23 protein-coding genes and 1 tRNA gene are annotated in these 16,647 nt (G+C 64.3%); 13 read left to right on the top strand and 11 right to left on the bottom strand.

Going from position 1 to position 16,647, the window contains the following annotated elements; all coding sequences use genetic code 11:
• The 3 genes from B7L68_RS07120 to B7L68_RS07110 form a co-directional block, all read left to right on the top strand.
• A partial coding sequence (locus B7L68_RS07120) for an ATP-binding cassette domain-containing protein (RefSeq protein WP_143615315.1) occupies window positions 1-316 on the top strand: 316 nt, incomplete at its 5' end.
• A 32-nt stretch (window positions 317-348) separates the two neighbouring features.
• Entirely contained in the window at window positions 349-1,650 is a 1,302-nt protein-coding gene (locus B7L68_RS07115) for an MFS transporter (RefSeq protein WP_081246988.1), read from the top strand.
• Between the two features lie 59 nt (window positions 1,651-1,709).
• A complete protein-coding gene (locus tag B7L68_RS07110; protein ID WP_081246987.1) occupies window positions 1,710-2,840 on the top strand; it encodes a tryptophan--tRNA ligase in 1,131 nt (376 codons plus the stop codon).
• Between the two features lie 3 nt (window positions 2,841-2,843).
• On the opposite strand, the gene B7L68_RS07105 is transcribed toward B7L68_RS07110, so the two are convergent.
• Entirely contained in the window at window positions 2,844-3,083 is a 240-nt protein-coding gene (locus B7L68_RS07105) for a TRAM domain-containing protein (protein WP_081246986.1), read from the bottom strand.
• 32 nt (window positions 3,084-3,115) lie between these two features.
• Entirely contained in the window at window positions 3,116-3,934 is an 819-nt protein-coding gene (locus B7L68_RS07100) for a MarR family transcriptional regulator (protein WP_081246985.1), read from the bottom strand.
• A 113-nt stretch (window positions 3,935-4,047) separates the two neighbouring features.
• On the opposite strand from B7L68_RS07100, the gene B7L68_RS07095 reads away from it, so the two are divergent.
• Window positions 4,048-4,740 (top strand): SDR family oxidoreductase, encoded by a 693-nt coding sequence (locus B7L68_RS07095; RefSeq protein ID WP_081246984.1) that lies wholly within the window; start codon window positions 4,048-4,050, stop codon window positions 4,738-4,740.
• A 40-nt stretch (window positions 4,741-4,780) separates the two neighbouring features.
• On the opposite strand, the gene B7L68_RS07090 is transcribed toward B7L68_RS07095, so the two are convergent.
• Window positions 4,781-5,614, bottom strand: coding sequence for a BtpA/SgcQ family protein (locus tag B7L68_RS07090; protein ID WP_238136373.1), 834 nt, complete (start codon window positions 5,612-5,614; stop codon window positions 4,781-4,783).
• Between the two features lie 365 nt (window positions 5,615-5,979).
• Between B7L68_RS07090 and B7L68_RS07085 the strand changes: the two genes are divergently transcribed.
• Window positions 5,980-6,447 carry a PaREP1 family protein gene (locus tag B7L68_RS07085; protein ID WP_081246983.1) on the top strand — a complete coding sequence of 156 codons (468 nt, stop codon included), beginning with the start codon at window positions 5,980-5,982 and terminating at the stop codon, window positions 6,445-6,447.
• A 286-nt stretch (window positions 6,448-6,733) separates the two neighbouring features.
• Here B7L68_RS07085 and B7L68_RS08895 read toward each other — a convergent pair whose 3' ends face one another.
• Window positions 6,734-6,901, bottom strand: coding sequence for a zf-TFIIB domain-containing protein (locus B7L68_RS08895; RefSeq protein WP_193432486.1), 168 nt, complete (start codon window positions 6,899-6,901; stop codon window positions 6,734-6,736).
• 64 nt (window positions 6,902-6,965) lie between these two features.
• Here B7L68_RS08895 and B7L68_RS07080 point away from each other — a divergent pair, with 64 nt between their 5' ends.
• On the top strand, window positions 6,966-7,238 hold the full coding sequence (locus tag B7L68_RS07080) for a hypothetical protein (RefSeq protein WP_238136372.1): 273 nt from the start codon (window positions 6,966-6,968) through the stop codon (window positions 7,236-7,238).
• Here B7L68_RS07080 and B7L68_RS07075 read toward each other — a convergent pair.
• The 6 genes from B7L68_RS07075 to B7L68_RS08700 all read right to left on the bottom strand — a co-directional run bounded on the left by B7L68_RS07075 (window position 7,231) and on the right by B7L68_RS08700 (window position 11,098).
• Window positions 7,231-8,340, bottom strand: a complete 1,110-nt coding sequence (locus B7L68_RS07075; protein WP_081246982.1) for an MFS transporter — start codon at window positions 8,338-8,340, stop codon at window positions 7,231-7,233. The two genes, B7L68_RS07080 and B7L68_RS07075, sit on opposite strands and share 8 nt — an antisense overlap.
• A gap of 95 nt (window positions 8,341-8,435) precedes the next feature.
• Window positions 8,436-8,606, bottom strand: a complete 171-nt coding sequence (gene cc1, locus B7L68_RS08890) for a DNA-binding protein CC1 (protein ID WP_193432485.1) — start codon at window positions 8,604-8,606, stop codon at window positions 8,436-8,438.
• A 62-nt stretch (window positions 8,607-8,668) separates the two neighbouring features.
• Window positions 8,669-9,127, bottom strand: coding sequence for a YbhB/YbcL family Raf kinase inhibitor-like protein (locus tag B7L68_RS07070; protein WP_081246981.1), 459 nt, complete (start codon window positions 9,125-9,127; stop codon window positions 8,669-8,671).
• A 28-nt stretch (window positions 9,128-9,155) separates the two neighbouring features.
• On the bottom strand, window positions 9,156-9,686 hold the full coding sequence (locus B7L68_RS07065) for a stage II sporulation protein M (protein WP_081246980.1): 531 nt from the start codon (window positions 9,684-9,686) through the stop codon (window positions 9,156-9,158).
• 20 nt (window positions 9,687-9,706) lie between these two features.
• Window positions 9,707-10,885, bottom strand: coding sequence for an AAA family ATPase (locus tag B7L68_RS07060; RefSeq protein ID WP_081246979.1), 1,179 nt, complete (start codon window positions 10,883-10,885; stop codon window positions 9,707-9,709).
• Window positions 10,886-11,005: 120 nt separating this feature from the next.
• Window positions 11,006-11,098, bottom strand: a tRNA-Phe gene (locus B7L68_RS08700).
• Window positions 11,099-11,325: 227 nt separating this feature from the next.
• Between B7L68_RS08700 and B7L68_RS07055 the strand changes: the two genes are divergently transcribed.
• The 3 genes from B7L68_RS07055 to B7L68_RS07045 are packed head-to-tail and all read left to right on the top strand — an operon-like array spanning window position 11,326 to window position 13,360.
• A complete protein-coding gene (locus B7L68_RS07055; protein ID WP_081246978.1) occupies window positions 11,326-12,225 on the top strand; it encodes an AAA family ATPase in 900 nt (299 codons plus the stop codon).
• Window positions 12,161-12,838, top strand: a complete 678-nt coding sequence (locus tag B7L68_RS07050) for an AAA family ATPase (protein ID WP_081246977.1) — start codon at window positions 12,161-12,163, stop codon at window positions 12,836-12,838. The genes B7L68_RS07055 and B7L68_RS07050 overlap by 65 nt, the downstream gene beginning before the upstream one ends.
• 9 nt (window positions 12,839-12,847) lie before the next feature.
• On the top strand, window positions 12,848-13,360 hold the full coding sequence (locus B7L68_RS07045) for a hypothetical protein (RefSeq protein ID WP_081246976.1): 513 nt from the start codon (window positions 12,848-12,850) through the stop codon (window positions 13,358-13,360).
• A 376-nt stretch (window positions 13,361-13,736) separates the two neighbouring features.
• Here the strand turns inward: B7L68_RS07045 and B7L68_RS07040 are convergent, their stop codons facing one another.
• Window positions 13,737-13,934: a hypothetical protein gene (locus B7L68_RS07040; RefSeq protein ID WP_081246975.1), complete on the bottom strand. Its 198-nt coding sequence runs from the start codon at window positions 13,932-13,934 to the stop codon at window positions 13,737-13,739.
• A gap of 143 nt (window positions 13,935-14,077) precedes the next feature.
• Between B7L68_RS07040 and B7L68_RS07035 the strand changes: the two genes are divergently transcribed.
• The 4 genes from B7L68_RS07035 (at window position 14,078) to B7L68_RS07020 (ending at window position 16,539) form a co-directional block, all read left to right on the top strand.
• The gene (locus B7L68_RS07035; RefSeq protein WP_081246974.1) at window positions 14,078-14,548 is read left to right on the top strand and encodes a rubrerythrin family protein; all 471 of its coding nucleotides are present in this window, start codon (window positions 14,078-14,080) and stop codon (window positions 14,546-14,548) included.
• Window positions 14,548-15,138 (top strand): DUF3501 family protein, encoded by a 591-nt coding sequence (locus B7L68_RS07030; RefSeq protein ID WP_081246973.1) that lies wholly within the window; start codon window positions 14,548-14,550, stop codon window positions 15,136-15,138. Before B7L68_RS07035 ends, B7L68_RS07030 begins: the two co-directional genes overlap by 1 nt.
• 35 nt (window positions 15,139-15,173) lie before the next feature.
• Window positions 15,174-15,737, top strand: a complete 564-nt coding sequence (locus B7L68_RS07025; protein WP_238136371.1) for a hypothetical protein — start codon at window positions 15,174-15,176, stop codon at window positions 15,735-15,737.
• Window positions 15,738-15,828: 91 nt separating this feature from the next.
• Window positions 15,829-16,539, top strand: a complete 711-nt coding sequence (locus B7L68_RS07020; RefSeq protein WP_081246972.1) for an ABC transporter ATP-binding protein — start codon at window positions 15,829-15,831, stop codon at window positions 16,537-16,539.
• Window positions 16,540-16,647: the final 108 nt, after the last annotated feature.

Raw genomic sequence — 16,647 nt, 5'->3', positions numbered from 1 at the left:
CCGCAAGGGGAAGTTCCTCTCGGGCGGCGAGAGGCAGATGTTAGCCATATCGATGGGCCTCATGAAGAAGCCGAAGCTCTTGATGCTGGACGAGCCGACGGCGGGGCTGGCCCCCAAGGTGGCCTCCGACGTATTCTCGGCGATTAAGTCCATCAGGGATATGGGCATCACGATACTTCTGGTGGAGCAAAACGCCAGGAAGGCTCTGGAGATAGGCGATAGGGCGTTCGTGATGGTGACCGGGAGGCTGAGGTATTCGGGCCCGGCCAAGGACCTCGACGAGGAGAGGCTCGGAAAGCTCATAATGGGCCAGTGAAAAATTTTTTATAGGGATAAGATAATGTCCTTATGGCGCATCCCCTCGACAGGAGCCGCTGGGGCAGAGCCCACTGGGTCCTCTTCGCCATAGTCTCCCTCAGCTTTCTGCTGGACGGCGTCCTCTTCAGCTTGGTCCCCCTCGTTGCCTATCTCCTGCCCGAACTGGCCCCCTACGCCACCTACATATTCGCCGCTAATTCCCTGGCCTATCTCGCGGGGGCTTTGGCATTCGGCAGGGTGTCGGACTCCGTCGGCAGGAGGATGGGCCTCGTCGTGTCGTTGGCCCTCTACACCGCGGCGGCTGCCGCCTTCGCGGCGGCCTTCTGGCTCAACGCACTGGGCCTAGCCGCGGCGTTCGTCCTCACGAGCGTCATGAACTTCGGCGTGGGGGGAGAGATAGGGCCGGCCTTCTCAGCCCTCGCCGAGTTCTCGCCGGCGAGGCATAGGGGCAAGGCGTTGATGCTGGCGGCCAACTTCTGGAACGTGGGGGCCGCCGTCATAGCAGGCCTCTCGCTCGTCTACACGGCCCTCTCCAACGACCCCCACACTGTCGTCCTATCCATATTCGGCACCGCCGTGGCCCTGGCGTTGGTGGTCCTTCTGGCCAGGCTGCATCTGCCCGAGTCGCCCAGGTGGCTGGCCGCTAGGGGCAGAGCCGCCGAGGCGAGGAGGGTCGTGGCCGCGTTCGCCGGCGTCGAGGCCGACCCGCCTCCCCAGCCCGAGGGAATGGGCCTCAGGGAGGTCCTGAGGACCAAGGCGCTGGGCTTCGCCGTCTTGGCCACGGTCAGCGCCGCCAACGTGGCCACCTACAACATAGCGGCCTACTACGTGCCGTACGCCCCCGGCTTCCCCTACGGGGCGGACTCCGCGCCCGTGATAGTGGCGGTGGCCAACGCCGGGGCCTCCATAGGCGCCTTCCTGCTTCTGCCGTTGATAGACAGGTCGAGGAAGGCCTCGCTGACCTCGGCCTATCTGGGAGGCCTCCTCACGGCGCTTCTGTTCTGGCGTCTGGCCTTCGCGGCGCCGCTCGCCCCGTTCCTGGCGGCTCTGTTCGCGAACGCCATATTCGCCGAATGGTCCTGGGGCTCCCTCGGCGTATTGGAAAGCGAGCTCTTCCCCACGGGGGTTAGGGCCACCGTGGTGGGCCTGGTCACCGCAGTCGCCTGGGGCGTCAACACGGCGCTGGTGGCCGCGGAGGGCCTCGTCGACGCGCCGACCTTCATGGCCATGAACGCCGCCGTCTGGGCGGCCGGAGTCGCCGCCGCCCTCGCCTGGCATCTGAGGGGACGCGAGTCGGCCAGGAGGACCTTGGAGGAGCTGCAGACCCGCTAGGCGCGCCGCGCGGGCCGGCGACATCCTTAAAAAGGGCCCCGTTCGCGGCTTGACATGGGGTGGACGAGGGCTTTGTGGTAACTCCCTGGGAGGTAAGGGGGCGCGTCGACTACGACAAGCTCCTCGCGCATTTCGGCGCCAAGCCTCTGACCAGCTCCGAGGTGGAGCTCCTGGCGAAATACGCTGGGGAGGTGCATCCGCTGATCAGGAGGGGCTTCTTCTACGCCCATAGGGATTTCGACGAGATCTTGAGGTGGCACGCGGCGGGGAGGCCTTGGGCTCTCTACACGGGGAGGGGGCCCAGCGGGCCTGTCCACATAGGCCATATGGTCCCCTGGATCCTCCTCAAGTGGTTCTCCGACAAGTTCGGGCTGGAGGTCTACTTCCAGATGACGGACGACGAGAAGTTCTACGACGACCCGGAGCTCTCCCTCTCGGACACCAAGAGGTGGGCCTACGAGAACGCCCTAGACGTGATAGCGCTCGGCTTCACGCCCGAGAGGCTGCATCTGATCGTGGACACCCTCGACATAAGGCCGCTCTTCCCCATAGCGGTGAAGACCGCCAAGAAGCTCACGTGGAATACGGTCAAGGCTACTTTCGGCTTCACCGAGTCGACCAACATAGGGCTGATATTCTACCCCTCCCTGCAGATAGCCGTGGCGTTCCTCCCCACGGAGCTGAGGGGCGAGGCGACGCCCGTCCTCATACCCTGCGCCATAGACCAAGACCCCTACTTCCGCCTCGCGAGGGACATAGCCGACTCCCTGGGCTATCCAAAGCCGGCGACTCTCTACTCCAAGTTCATAATGGCCCTCACGGGCGAGAGCAAAATGTCGGCGTCGAACCCGGACTCGGCTATATACACGATAGACGACGAGAAGGCCGTGAGGCGCAAGATCATGAACGCCTTCACCGGCGGGAGGCCCACGGCGGAGGAGCAGAGGAAATACGGAGGCAACCCCGACATATGCCCCGTCTTCCACTACCACATGTTGTTCGACCCCGACGACGCCTCGGTGGAGAGGATAAGACAGGACTGCAGGTCGGGCGCGTTGCTCTGCGGGGAGTGCAAGCTGAAGCTGCACGAAAAGATATCGCGCTTCCTCAAGCAACATAGGGAGGCCAGAGAGAAGGCGCGGGATAGGGTGGACGAATACAGGCTCAGCGCTAAGCTGGACAAAAAATAGGGCTTACTGGACTATTTTAGCTATCGCGTAGGTGCCCCCGACCTTCTCTATCTGGACCTTGACGTGCTGTCCGGGCTCGGCGCCTGGCACGAAGACGATGAAGCCCTCGACCTTGGCTACTCCGTCGCCCCTCCTCGACTTCTCGACGATGTCGACCTCGATCACGTCGCCCTCCTTTACCGGCTTCGGCCCTCTAGGGCCGCCGCGGCCGCCGTGCCGCGGCCTCCTTCCTTCGCTTTCCATTAGCCCGAGGGAAGATGGCTATAAAAACCTTTCTATCTCGGCGTCACGAAGTTCCTACCGTCCCTCTTCTCGACGGAGACAAGCCCCGCCTGCTCCAGCCTCCTGACGGACTTGAAGACGGTGGTCCTGGGCAGGCCCAGGCTCCTCGCTATGTCCGACTCGTACGCGCCGCCGCTCCTCTCGACAAAGGACAGGACCAGCCTATCGGTGTCGTTCAGGCCGGGCGGCCCCCTCCTTCCGGGCCTGAGCAGAAGCGCCGCGACGGCGGCGACCACCGCGACGGCCGCCGCCACGGCGAGCCACAGAGGCCACGCCGCCGAGGGGGAGCCGGACGCGGACGGCCGTTGGGAGGCCGACGTCTGGAGGCCAGGCGGCGGGGCGGGCTGGGTGTAGGTCGACGGCTGGCCGGGCGTCTGCGACGTGTAGGTCTGCGTCGCGGACGTCGCGACGGCCGTGCCCTGCAGCGTGTAGGCCACGGTCCCCGGCCCCTGCGCCACGAGGAGCAACGCCCCACCGGCCCTCGTATAGTTCAGCACCTTCAGCGCCGGCAGCAGGAGAACTCCGCCTTGGGCCCATATGAGGTAGAGCCCGTCGCTCACGTTGAAGCTCAGAATTCCGCCGGCGGCCTCCACCTTAGGCACGTACTCGACCGTGATCAGCGCGGTGCCGAGGACGGGCACCTCCAGCACCGAGCCGTTGAGGACGGCCGGCACCGGCGTCCCGTTGTTGAGCACGAGCGGCGCGGAGAGGGGAGGCGCGGGGAGCGCCAGATCGTACACCGAGCCTGTCAGAGTCTGGTTGAATAGCAACACGGCGGTCCCGTTTGCGAATAGGAGGATAACCCAAATCACGAGCGGAAGCAAAGGACGGCTATAATAAGGTTTGGCCGTCCGACCGCCCTACGGGATCCTGGAGATCCAGGCCCGCGGGGAGAGACGTTATATGGGGAGGTCGAGCTACCTACATGAGACTGTCTGGCAGAAGGGTGGTTGTCGCCGGCGCGGGGCCAGGCCTCGGCGCGGCGGTGGTCGCCCGGGCGTTGGGGGAAGGCGCCAAGGTCTACGCCATATCTAGGAACCGCGCCGCCCTCGAGAAGCTGGCGTCCATGGGCGCGTCCGTCGGGGCGTTCGACCTCTCGACCGCCGACGGCGCCCGCGCGGCCTCGGAGGCTACGGAGAGGGAGCTCGGCGTTGTGGACGGGCTGGCGGTCACCGCCGGCGGCTGGACGCCCGGCCGTCTGGAGGAGACGTCAGAGGGCGATCTGGAGGACATGCTCTCGGCGAACTTGAGGGCCCATCTGTGGACCGTCAAGGCCTTCCTCAAGCTCATGAGGCCGGGCTCCTCGATAGTCTTGACCAGCTCCATCTGGGGGCCATTCAGCAGGTCGCCGGGCGCCCTGGCCTATACGGCGAGCAAGGCGGCCGCGGCCGCGCTCGTCGAGGTCCTCGCCGCCGAGCTGATCCAGAGGGGCATCAGGGTCAACGGCGTCGCGCCCGGCTCCATGTCGAGGGAGGCCGGAGCCCCGGCGCTGGGCGCCCCCTCGGCGCCGCCCGAGTACGTAGCCGACGTGGTGGTCTGGCTGCTGACCGACGAGGCCAGGTGGGTCAACGGCGCATTGATACCGGTCGACGGCGGGAGGCGGCTCGCGGCGCCCTAGCCGGCCGCCGTAGGCCTCCCCGCCGCGCTCATGGACGGCCCTAGATGCCGAGAGCCCTCCTGGCGGCTTCGACGTATCTCCTCGCCTTCTCCGCGTCGATGCCTCCATCCGGCCTCTTGAGGTAGGTCCCCACTATGAAGCCGTATGCGCCTCTAAACTTGTCCAGATTGTCCGGCGTAGTGCCGCTTCCGACGTACACGGGGAGGCCCGCCCGCGAGGCCTCTGCGAGCGACGCGGGGTCGGGCGGGGAGCCCGTCCTCGCGCCGGACACTATCAGGGCGGACGCCCCTCCCCTCTCGGCGCAGTCCAGGGCCACCTCGGCGAGAGGCCGCTGGTGCAGAGGCCAGCCGTGCTTCACGTGGACGTCGGCGAGCACCTTGACGTCCGCCTTCAGCCTGGCCAAGACCTCGGCCACCTCCCTCGCCACGGGCTCCAGGAGGCCCTCCGGCGCCGACACCACCTCGCAGAGCGCGTTGGCTCTGACGAAGGAGCCTCCCGCCACTGCGGCGACCGCGGCGGCCTCGGGGGCCGAGTTGCGCAGTATGTTCACGCCTATCTGGGCCGAGACGGCCCGCCTGACCTCCCTCGCGATCACGGCCACTGCGGCTATCGTCTCGGGGTCCCTTGTCCGGGCCTTAAACGGGGCGTCGTTGAAGTTCTCGAGTATAACCCCGTCGAAGCCGGCCTCGTCGAGGGATCTCGCGCTCCTCACGGCGAAGTCCACGAGCGCCTCGAAGCCGCCGCCGTATCTCGGAGACCCGGGGAGAGGGGGCAGGTGGACCGTCCCGATCAACCGCGGCAAGCCCATCCCGCCGGCCGGCGCGACGGGGGTCCTCTTCGCCGTCCACTTGTCGTACTGCTTCCGTAGCTCCATGCCCTCAGGAAAACATATCTTTAAAAGTTTTTCAAAACTATAGTTAAGTGAGAAATGATATATTGTGATAAAGATGGCTGAGGGACGGGTTTAAGATGGATTCCTCAACTAACAAAAATTATCTAAATCGATGCTGTTCAGGGACGTCGACCCTATGGATTTTAATCCACCTCCATCCGGCCCGAGGGACTCGGCGGGCGCAGGCCGCAGCCGAGAAGGCCCCCGCCCTCCTCAGGGCGCAGGGAGTCCGCCTGCGGGCGGCGGAGCGGCCCAGCGAGAGGGCGGAAAAGCCCCAGCGGAGCCCGCCGAAGTACCTCGACGAGAAAGCTACAGGAAGAAAAATTAATCTGGGAAGACTGGAAACTGTGGCTCTTGTGATTTCACCTGCGGTGGCCGAGGCGTTGCGGAAGGCCGCCGGGGATAGGGACGTGGAGGAGTTCCTGGCGGAGCTTACAGCAGAGCGGCTGGACCCATCGGAGAGGGTCGAGCTCTATTTACGTCTCCACGAGAAGTTTTTCAGAGAGGCCGAGGAGCTCTATGAGAGAGGGGACTTGGTGCAAGCCGGCGAGAAGTACTGGGGCGCCGTGGCGGCGTTGTTAAACGCGGCGGCGGAGAAGAGAGGGTGGCCTCACTACAGCCATAGGGACTACGCGGTGGCGATAGAGAGGCTGTACGACGAGACCGGCGACAGGGAGCTCGTGATAGGTTTCAGCCTCGCAGAGAGGCTGCACGCCAACTTCTACCACAACTTCCTCTCGCCGCAAGGCTTTCGACTACATAGGGAGGCCGTGCTTACGCTTATTCAGAAAATCAAAAAGCTCATAGCCGACTAACGGCACGGATAGGGGGCCGCGCCCGCCCCCGGGCCCTTTAGGCGGCGCGCATCCCGTCAGAGGTAGCCAAGGCAAGGCGCCCATACGTGAACCGCCTAAGAGGAGAGAAACGGGCTTGCCGCTTGCCTGTAGGTCTGGCTCCCTCCCCGCCCTAGGGGGTTCCCCCTGGCGGTTCATAGGCGCCCTCAGCCCGCCGCCGTCGTCCGCCCGTCTGGCGGGAGCCATGGAGCAGGCCCGGCCGGCACCGCGGACCTCAGGCCGGCTCCGGAGCACTTGATGGCCGGGGCTAAAAGGGGCCTTCGGCAGATTTTACCTCCTTCTTGTCCCTCTCCCTCACCTCGTACCTCGCGAAGACGTGGCCGCAGTTGGGGCACCTCTTGACGACCACGTTGCCCTCCCTGTGGATCACCTCGTCGACGGCCTTCCTGCAGACGGGGCAGTACCTCCTGGCCATGGACTTCCGGCCCTCCCGATTTTTTACCGACGCGCGTAATATTATTAAGATACGGGTATATGCCGTGGAGCCGAGGCCCATATACGACGTGACCGACGAGGGGGACCGCGAGGAGGCCGCCGGCTTTCTGGCGGAGGGGATCGACGGATTCGCCCTATCGATCCCCGAGGATCTAGATCTGACCGAGGTCGAGGACCTCTTCAGGAGGACCGGCGCGGCGAGGGTGACGGTCGACGCGTCGCTGTGGCCCCGCGAGATCTCCGTGGAGACGGACACGGCCAGATATGTCCTGAGGAAGGTCGAGGAGGGAGTATATAGGGTCGAGAGGCTCACCTAGCGGCGCGCATAAGGGCCAGGGAGGCCGCCGCGAGGGCCAGAGAGACCGGCGGAGCCAAGCCGGCCGCCCCCACGTCTAGGAGATAGCCGTATATAGCCCCTCCCGCCAGATAGCCCAGGCCGAACGCCGCGTTGACTGCGCCCAGGGCCGTGGCCTTGGCGACCCCGCCGAGCTCCACCGCCCGCGCCTTGGCCGCTATATCGGCGTACGACGTCGCGGCCGAGTAGGCGAACGCCCCGGCGAAACCCAGCACGAGGCTCCCCGTCGAGAACGCAGACGTGGCGAGAACCGCGGCGGCGGGGCCCAAGTAGAGGGCCCACCGCCCCATCTCGTAGAGACGGCCCCACGCCAGCGAGAGGGGTATCTCGAAGGCCATCGCGGCCAGGTATATGGCGGAGCCCATCCACGGCGCCCCCTGCGCCTCGTACATCTCGAGGCCTATGTGCATAAGCGAAGCCCCAAAGAGCAGTTGCGACAGGGCGAACAGCAGCAGCTGGACGCCCAGGGGGCCGCGCGCCCCTCCCCTCCTCCTGGCCGGCCTGACGCCGAGCCTATACGCCGCCGAGAGGGCCGCCAGGGCCGCAGCTCCGGGGGCCGCCAGCAGTAGGAACAAGTCGCCGTATTCCACGCCGGCCGCCAGCGCCAGAAGCGCCGTGGCCGAGCCGGCCACAGCCCCGATCTGGTCCAACGAGGCGTGCAGGCCGAACGCAAAGCTCTGCCTCCCGGCCCCCGCCGCAGATATTATGGCGTCTCTCGCGGGGGTTCTCAAGGCCTTGCTGGCCCTCTCGACCATCACCAGGGCTACGGCGGCCGCGAGCCAGGGGGCCAGCGCGAGCCCGACGACAGCCAGCACCTGTAGGGCGTACCCCGCGAAGGTCTCGCCCCAGTAGCCGCCCCTCCTGTCGGCCAGAGGGCCCGTTGCGAACCTCAGGAGGTAGCCCAGCGAGTCCCCCACGCCGAAGACGAGGCCCACGGCCAGCGCAGATGCGCCGAGGCCCTTGAGGTATTGCGGCAGAGCCGCCCTGGCCCCCTCGTAGAGCCAATCGGCGAAGAGCGACGTGAGGCCCAACAAGACTATCAGGCGGTAGTTGGGCTCAGCCACGGCGAGCTCTCCAACCCTCTATAAAGATATATCCGCCTTCGGCCAAGGAGAGGCGGCCTTCAGAAACAGGGAAAAATTGGGGGTTTGTTTTTTCCTTATTTCTTCTTGCCTATCAGCCTCCAGACCTTGATGCCCGTGTAGGGTGAGGTGGCCACCGCGAATATCATGGGGCCGCGGGCGGTGTTCTTCTCCACGGTCTCGTACTTGTCCGTCTCGAAGCCCTGCTTAGCCTTGATGTCGTAGAACTTCAGCTTCTGTTTCGCCATAGAGCCTAAAACGCCGGTATTTATGTACCCCGCAGACAACAACGATATTATTGAGGAAATTCCTATCTCCTATAGGTCCCCATATATTCGGCCTGCGCCAGCACCTTGCCTTGAAGCGCCTTCAGGAAGTCGCCGCGCGAGGCCTTGGGCCCAAGCCCCAGGGGGGCCGACAGCGCGTACAGCCTGAAGAAGTAGCGATGGGGGCCGTGGCCTCTCGGCGGACAGGGGCCGCCGTACCCCACCCTCCCGAAGTCGTTGACGCCCTGCAGGCCGAGCCCGGCCACCTCGGGCCTCTTGGGAACCGCCTCCGGCAACTCCTTGAGCGACGGCTGCACGTCGTAGAGTATCCAGTGGGTGAACACCCCTATGGGCGCGTCGGGGTCTTCCATCAATAGGGCCAGCGCCTTGGCCTCGGGGGGGACGCCCGATATGGCGAGGGGAGGCGAGGCGTCGTCGCCGTCGCAGGTATACTTGCGGGGTATGGCCTCGCCGCGCCTGAAGGCGGGGCTGGATATCTCCATAGGGGCAAGTGCTCCCTCCTTAATATCTTTAAAGCCGCGAGAGGAGGTGGCCCAAGGCCTTCAGCTCCCACCACTCCACGTAGGCGGCGGCGAGGAGCAGGGCCAGGGCGATGGCGTAGTGGATCGCCCAGGTCCTCAGGGCGCCGCCGCGCCTGGAGAGGATCCTCCTCGTGGCGTCTATCGAGCCCGCGGTCGCGAAGGCGTAGGACGAGAGCTCCAGTATTCCGTGCGGCATGAAGGCCGTCGCCAGGTAGCCGAAGAGGAGGGCCGCGAGGCCCAGCTGGCCCGCGGCGTAGCCCACCGCGACCCCCAGCACGAAGCCGGTTGCCCCGAGGGAGATGGCCAGAGCCGCAGGGCCCACGAAGGGTATGGAGTCGCCCGTCATTATTATCGCGTTGTGGCCGAAGATCTCCAGAGGCCCTATGACCGTCTGGTTTATCTGCTGCCTCAACATGTTTATAAACCACGGCGGCACCGCGTCGTGGTATATATAGCCCAAGGCGGCGAATAGCGCCAGGCCCAGATATTCGGCCAGCAGCACCGCGAGGACGAGTCTCACGGCAGATCCCCGCCTCCGCTTTAAATACTAGACGGGATGAAGTGGAACGCCCCCTCCCTCCTCTCGACCTTAAACCGCCTGACGGGCCAGCCCAGCATGGACTTAACCACCTCGGCCTTCCCCGCCTCTATCCGCCACACGGTGTTGAACATGTCGAAGAGACGCGGCGACGGCTCCACCCCCGAGAAGAAAGCCGCCACGGCCAAGTCGGGGCGCCAGGAGCTGAGGAAGTCGAGCACCAGGCGGAGCCTCCTCACGCCCAGCCTGAAGACCACCTGCTCCAGGCCGTGGAGGAAGGCCACCTTGGCGTCCCCCACGGCGTCCATCAGGGCCTCGAGCCCCTTGTCGTCCGCGAGCGCGTCGACGGGGACCAGACGCCGCTTCACGTCGCATTTAACAAATCGCTCTATCGTCCTGTGGGTATAGATCAGCGCGGTCCTGGCGGATTCGGCGTAGTCGCAGAGGACCGCCGACGCCAGCGCCATGTCCTCAGGTCCCTGCCCCACGAAGTCGGCAACCCTGGACCCCTCCAGAAGGCCCGGCCGGGCGTAGTCCTGCCTGGCCGCCGCGAGGGCCTCCACGGCCTCTGCGGCGAAGACGACGCGCCTCATGGATAGGGGGATGGCGGCGGGGCCCAGCCTGCCCTCGTTCCAAGGCTCTATCAGCACGGGGCCTCCGCGGACCACGGCGAGGCGCAGCTCCGCGGCCGGCGGCTGGCCTAGGCGGGACTTGAGGAACCTCGCGTACCTATAGCGAGCGCCGCGCGAGAACTCCTGCCGCATCTCTATCAAGAGGTCCGCCATATACGCAAGCGGCGACCTGCCCGCCGGCTCCTCCCCTATGGCTATGACGGGGATGTCGAACATGCGGTATATGGCCGAGGCCGTCTCCCTATTGTCCGGGAAGTAGTTGACGCCGTCGATGACCACGACGTCCGGAGCCTCCCTTACATATATATCGCCGATGGCCTCCAGAACGGCCTCGCGCTCCGAGATATTTATAAAGTCGTATATGGAAAACCTATCTATATCTAATTGTAGATACTTTATTTTATCCTCAATCTTATATTTATATTCATACATACTTATATATAGTATCTTCCTGCCGAGCCCCTCGGCTATGCGTAAAGCCAGTGAGGTCTTGCCGACGCCCGGCTCCCCGTATATCAGCGAAAACCCGGAAAAAACCGACAAATCCATGACTTAGCTAGGTACACGATTTATATCTATTACGAAGCTATTACACCTATTACGGCTCCACGCGCCGGCCCAGGGCCGCGTCCCGGGCTCTGAGGCTAGATAGAAACATAAAGAATTCTGTGGTGCGGCCGCCGGGACTTGAACCCGGGACCGCCCGGTCTTCAGCGTCGCCTGCTGTTAGCATCGGGCGCTCTCCCGCTGAGCTACGGCCGCCGGACTATTGAAGAGGGATACATTTAAACTTTATCGGCGCCAGCGGCTCCCTGCCGCCCCTAGGACGCCGGTGCGGGAGCCCAGCTGAAGGCTACCGATACGCCGTGCGGTTGCCTCCTGCCCCAGCCGCGGGCGGTCCGACGGCTTGCGGCCGTAGGCCTCGCGACAACCGTATCAGCCGACTGGGGCCAACTTTTTAAAGTGCGGCGCCTACCGATGCGTAGCCTATGGCAGAGGAGAGGGCGGCCGTGAAGGTATTTCCCGAGGAGGTCACCATAGAGAACTTCAAGAGCATAAGGCGCCTGACCCTGAGGCCTAGGCCGGGCGTCAACGTGCTCGTGGGGCCTAACATGGCCGGCAAGACGAACGTCCTCGAGGCCGTGTACTTCTTCGCGAGGGCCCTCTCGCAGGCGGAGTTGCTCAAGACGCCGTACCTACCCCACCTACCGCAGTACTGGAGCCCCGAGGACCTCTTCTTCATGAGGCGCATTGAGGACCCCATGGGCTTTGAGCTGCTGTCCAGAGTCGTGATGATGCGCGGGGAGGCGTTCTTCAAGCATTACGTCAGGTTTGCCGTGAAGTTCGCGCTATCGCGCGGCAGGGAGACGATAGAGCCCTCCTACGCGTCGATCGCCTGGGAAACCGCGGATAGGGAATTCACGACAAAGCTTGAGGCTAGCAACAGCGAGGTTAGGGTAAGCATCAACCCAAGGTACTCGAATGAGTACGTAAACCTCGTGAAGAGGGTGGTGGAGGTTCCAGCGCTTAAGCCGATTAACGAGGTTATTGAGATCATGAACAAAATAAATGAGTTGGGCCAGAAGCCTGCGGATCTGAAAGCCAAGGGAGGGGTTGTTATAATCCAAAGGGCGATCGAAGGTCAATTCCTAAAGTCGCTCTTACTATCCCCCTTTAATTTTAATTATTTTATGTATCGTAGCCCTCCAGCCCCCCTAGATAATGGGTTTGATGATTTCTATCTCATCGGGTCAGCTTTCCCTACATTTTTTATGTTCATACCATTATTGATAAAGGTGGGGTTTGGCCCAGCCAGGCGAGTTTATGGGCGTATTGTACGACGCGGCAACAGCACCGCCAGACCTATCCCTAGCCAACGCAGCGATTAGGATGCTTCTTGAAGGGAGCGTGTTGCTTAAGCACCCTGATATCGGCGCCATCTCTGAGCCGCAGCCCTTCACAGGCGGGGAGCGGTTGGACGTTAGGGCCCGTAACCTATCCCAGGTTTTCTACAGGCTCTCCGCCGAGGGGCGCACCGAGCACATCGGCACGGTGTTGAGGGAAGCGTTCGGCGGCGTTGCCGTTGAGCCTAGGAGCTCGGCCGGCAGGGTGTTTCTCGTCGTTAGGGAGCGCGGCGTCGAGCTGCCGCCTCCGAACGTCGCCGACGGCCTCATCAAGTCCTTGGCCATAGCCTCGGCGGCGGACCTCAAGCCAGCCCTACTGCTTATCGACGAGATCGAGAACAGCCTCCACCTCAAGGCGTTGAAGGTCATCTACGACGTCTTGAACTCGCTGGAGATACCCGTCATCGTCGCGACGCACTCTCCGCTACTTGTGGATATGGCCGGGCCCGAGAGGACCCTCGTGGTCTCTAGGGATGGCGACGGCGGCACCGTCGTGGAGCCTCCCCACAGCGACCTCGAGAAGCTCAGGAGGAGGCTTGAAGAGCTAGACGTCGCGTTTTCGGACTACATCTTCTACCAGAGGACGCGGGAGGAGTAGGCGGGCGACATGCGGCGCATCGTGTTCGTGGAGGATACCTACGGCAAGGAGTTCCACAGGGCCGTGATGAGGAAGCTCGCGGAAAGCCGCGTATTGAACCCGCCTGCGAATATAAGAATTGATCCAAGGCCCGTCCGTAAGTGCGATAATGAGTTGAGGAGGCTGGTTCTGAGCGTCGCTGTGTCGGGAGAGGCGACTAAGGTTCTGTTCGTCATAGACGACGAGGGTAGGCCCGACGCTGGGGACTCGGACGTCGTGAGGCACCTTAGGAATCTGCCGAACGTGGACGTTAGCATTAGGGTGGTCGCGGTCAGCCCTATGCACGAGGCGTGGCTCTGCATCGGGCTTGGCTACGATAGGCGGAGCTGTAGGAGCGATCCCGTGGGCGTCCTGAGGTCGGAGGAGTACGAGAAGAGGCACCTGGGGCAGTGGGCCGAGCGGATGAGCGTCGACCGGCTGATGTCCGAGCGGGACTTCGGCGAGTATCTGGACGCGCTTAGGTGGCTGGCCCGGGATCCGTGACGCCCCGCGGCGTATCGAGCGGCGGCGCCTGCGCCCACCGCCCTTAGTATCGGGCGCCGCGGGTTCATTTCTATCATTCCTAAGGCCCCGTAGGCCGGCTCTATATGCGTGCAATTGCCGCGATTCGGCCTCGCGCTCCCTATCTCTGAGGCGCACAGTGGCGTCCGTCCCTCAATAGCGGGCGTGGCGATAACTGCGCCTATCTGCGCAGGCGAATATAGGCATGGGGGATCCTCTTAACCTCAGTCCGCGCCGGGCGCCGGAAATGGCTGTACGCGCCGTCCCGGCGCCAGGACTGCGATCTATTGCCGGGCCGATGCGGGCGATCTATCGGACCGTCCCAATCGAAAATTGGGATGCGGGCGCCGGGCGGGCGCTAGGGGGCCGCCTCCTCCACGTACCACTCGAGGACCATGTCGTGCGCGTCGGCGATCCTGGCGGCGACTCTATACGCCTCGCGCCAGCTTCTGTAGGCGCCTGCGAGCTCCCAGCCCTCGTCCAGGAGGTCTAGGTCCTCTTCCCTCCCGGTTATCAAGACCCTCCAGGTCCTTCCGTCGACGAGCACCCGGAACATGTATACGGGAAGTATACGGGTATTTAAGACCCTCAGGTGAAACAGGACATACCTCCCCTGAGTACGTTGAAACTTTCGGCCAGGTCTACCGTGCAGATTTGGCATAAATGAAAATCGTTTTTAATTCTATTTCTCTTGCCGTCATGAATCGGAGGAAAATCCCCAAGGGGACCAAGACCTACGAGAACCTCAAGGCCGGGTTCCAGGGCGAGTCGATGGCCAACCGGAGGTATCTCTACTACGCCAGGCTCGCCAGGGAGAGAGGCCTCGAGGAGCTCGCCGAGGTGTTCGAGAAGACGGCCCAGGCCGAGACCGGGCACGCCTTCGGCATATTGATGCACCTGGGGGTCGACCCGGTCGCCGAGATTGAGATAAACGACTTGGAGGACGCCTTGAGGGCGGCAATATACGGCGAGACCTACGAGTGGACGCAGATGTATCCGGGCTTCGCCAGAACCGCCAGGGAGGAGGGCTTCCACGAGGTGGCCCAGTGGTTCGAGGCCCTCGCCAAGATAGAGAGGTTCCATGCGGGGAGGTTCAACGAGGCTCTGGAGAAATACCTAAGGGGCAAGGGGGTCGAGACCAAGGTGGACGACGAGGTTTTGGTCAAGTGATGGATCTGCGGGCGGCGGCCAGGAGGATACTGGGGCCCGAGGAGTACCGCAAGATCAGAGACGAGGCGGTGGAGGCCGTCGCCGCCTACAAGAGGCCGCGGTACCTCGACCTCTCCGACAGGATCACGGTCCTGTTCGAAGACGCCGTGACGGTCTGGTTCCAGATAGAGGAGGCCCTATACGCCGAGAGCGACGGACGCCCCATCGACGGGCGGCTGGTGGGCGAGGCGGTCAGGGCGTACGCCCCCATGGCGCCCAGACGGGGGGAGGTCTCCATGACCCTCATGGTGAACCTCTACAGCGAGGGCGAGCTGAGGACGCTCCTGCCGAGGTACGCCGGCATAGAGAGGTCTGTGCGGCTGAGGGCCGGCGGCGTCGAGGTGGCGGCGCGCCCGGTCTTCCCGGAGGACTACGGTGAGGGCGCCCTGCCTAGATCGATCCACTACCTGAAGGCGCTGATGCCGGAGGGGGGAGGCCTGGCGATAGCCGTAATACACCCAGCGGCCTCGCTGGAGGCGCCAGTGCCGGGCGAAACCGCCGAGGCCCTGCGCAGCGGGCTGTACGCCGAGGATGTCGACTGGGCCCTCTAGGGCTGGGCCGTTTGATTTTAAACTCCCTAGATATCGTGGAGGATCCGCTCGACGCCCTGCGGCGCAGATTCCCCGGCAAGTCCAAGGCGTGGCTCAGAAGGGCGCTTGCCAGGCTGGGCGACGTGGAGGAGGCCGGGGGCTACTATATAGTCAAGGGCCGGCCGGACCTCGGCGACAGATATCCGCAGTACCACGTCTGGTGGTCTGAGGCCGAGGGGCGTTGGGTCTGCACCTGCTACCTCACCGAGTGGGGGCCCAGGAGGGCCCGGGGCGTCTGCACGCACGTGGCTGCCGTCCTGCTCTACAGGGCGCACGGATCCGCCGAGCGGAGGGAGGGCCGGTACTACGTCGCCACGGCCGTCGTGGAGTGCCCCGAGAGGCCCGAGGCGGACGGCGAAGTCTACGCGAGGGTGGTCGCCGGGCGTAGCATAGCCGACTACGCAAGGCCCCGGTGGAGGGTGGCCGTGGTGGCCAAGACGCCGAGGGTGGCCGTGAGGTGCGGCGGTGCCGTGGCGCTGGAGGCCGAGGGCATGGAGGCGACCTACGGCGAGGCGAAGGCGCTGGCCGAGGAGTACGTGGCGGGCGGCGGGCCCGCCTAGCGGCGGCAGACCTCGAGGGGCGGAACCGGCCTCGACGGGATGTATGGGCGCTATGGGGCAAATGTTATATATAATATATATTTCGTTGCGCATGTGTATAGCGGCTGAGGGCCTCAGGAAGCGCTACGGCGACGTCGCGGCCCTCGACGGCGTTACGTTCGAGGTGCCCTGCGGCGGCGCGGTGGCGCTCCTGGGCCCCAACGGCGCTGGGAAGTCCACGACGTTGAGGATATTGGCGGGGCTTCTGAGGCCCGACGCCGGCGTCGCGAGGCTGTGCGGCTACGACGTCCAGCGCCAGCCCAGAGAGGCCAAGGCCTGCATGGGCTTCCTGCCGGAGGACGCCGCGCCCTTCTTGAGCCTCACCGTTAGGGAGAACCTGGAGTACGTGGCCGCCCTCCGCGGCCTCGACGGCTCGGCGGTGGATTGGGCCGTGGAGGCCCTGGGCCTGGGGGACCTCGAGGACAGGCTGGCCTCCTCGCTCTCCAGGGGGAACAGGCAGAGGCTGGCCCTCGCCCTAGCCATAATGCACAAGCCCAGGGTGCTCCTGCTGGACGAGCCTCTGAACTACCTCGACATACCCGCCCAGGAGTCCGTCATCAAGATGCTGAGGGGTATGAACGCGGCGGGCACCACGATCTTCGTCTCGACCCACATAATGTCCGTAGCAGAGAGGCTGGCCAGGGAGGTTTTGGTCATCAATAGGGGGAGGATAGTCTGGCGCGGCGCCATGGAGGAGCTGAAGGCCATGGCCCAGGACGCCGGCGAGAGGATCGAGGAGGTGGCGGCCCGGCTGATGAGATGAGCGCCGGAAGGCTCTGGAAGATATTCCGCCTCAACGTCAAGCAGATGTACAGCAGGTGGTTCCTGGCCCTCATCGCCTTCATCTTCGCCGCGTCCTTCATGGCGTCCG

The organism is Thermoproteus sp. CP80 (assembly GCF_002077075.2).
Lineage (GTDB): Archaea > Thermoproteota > Thermoprotei > Thermoproteales > Thermoproteaceae > Thermoproteus.
Note: the sequence above shows the minus strand (reverse complement) of the source record. Positions and strands in the feature narration are given on the sequence as shown.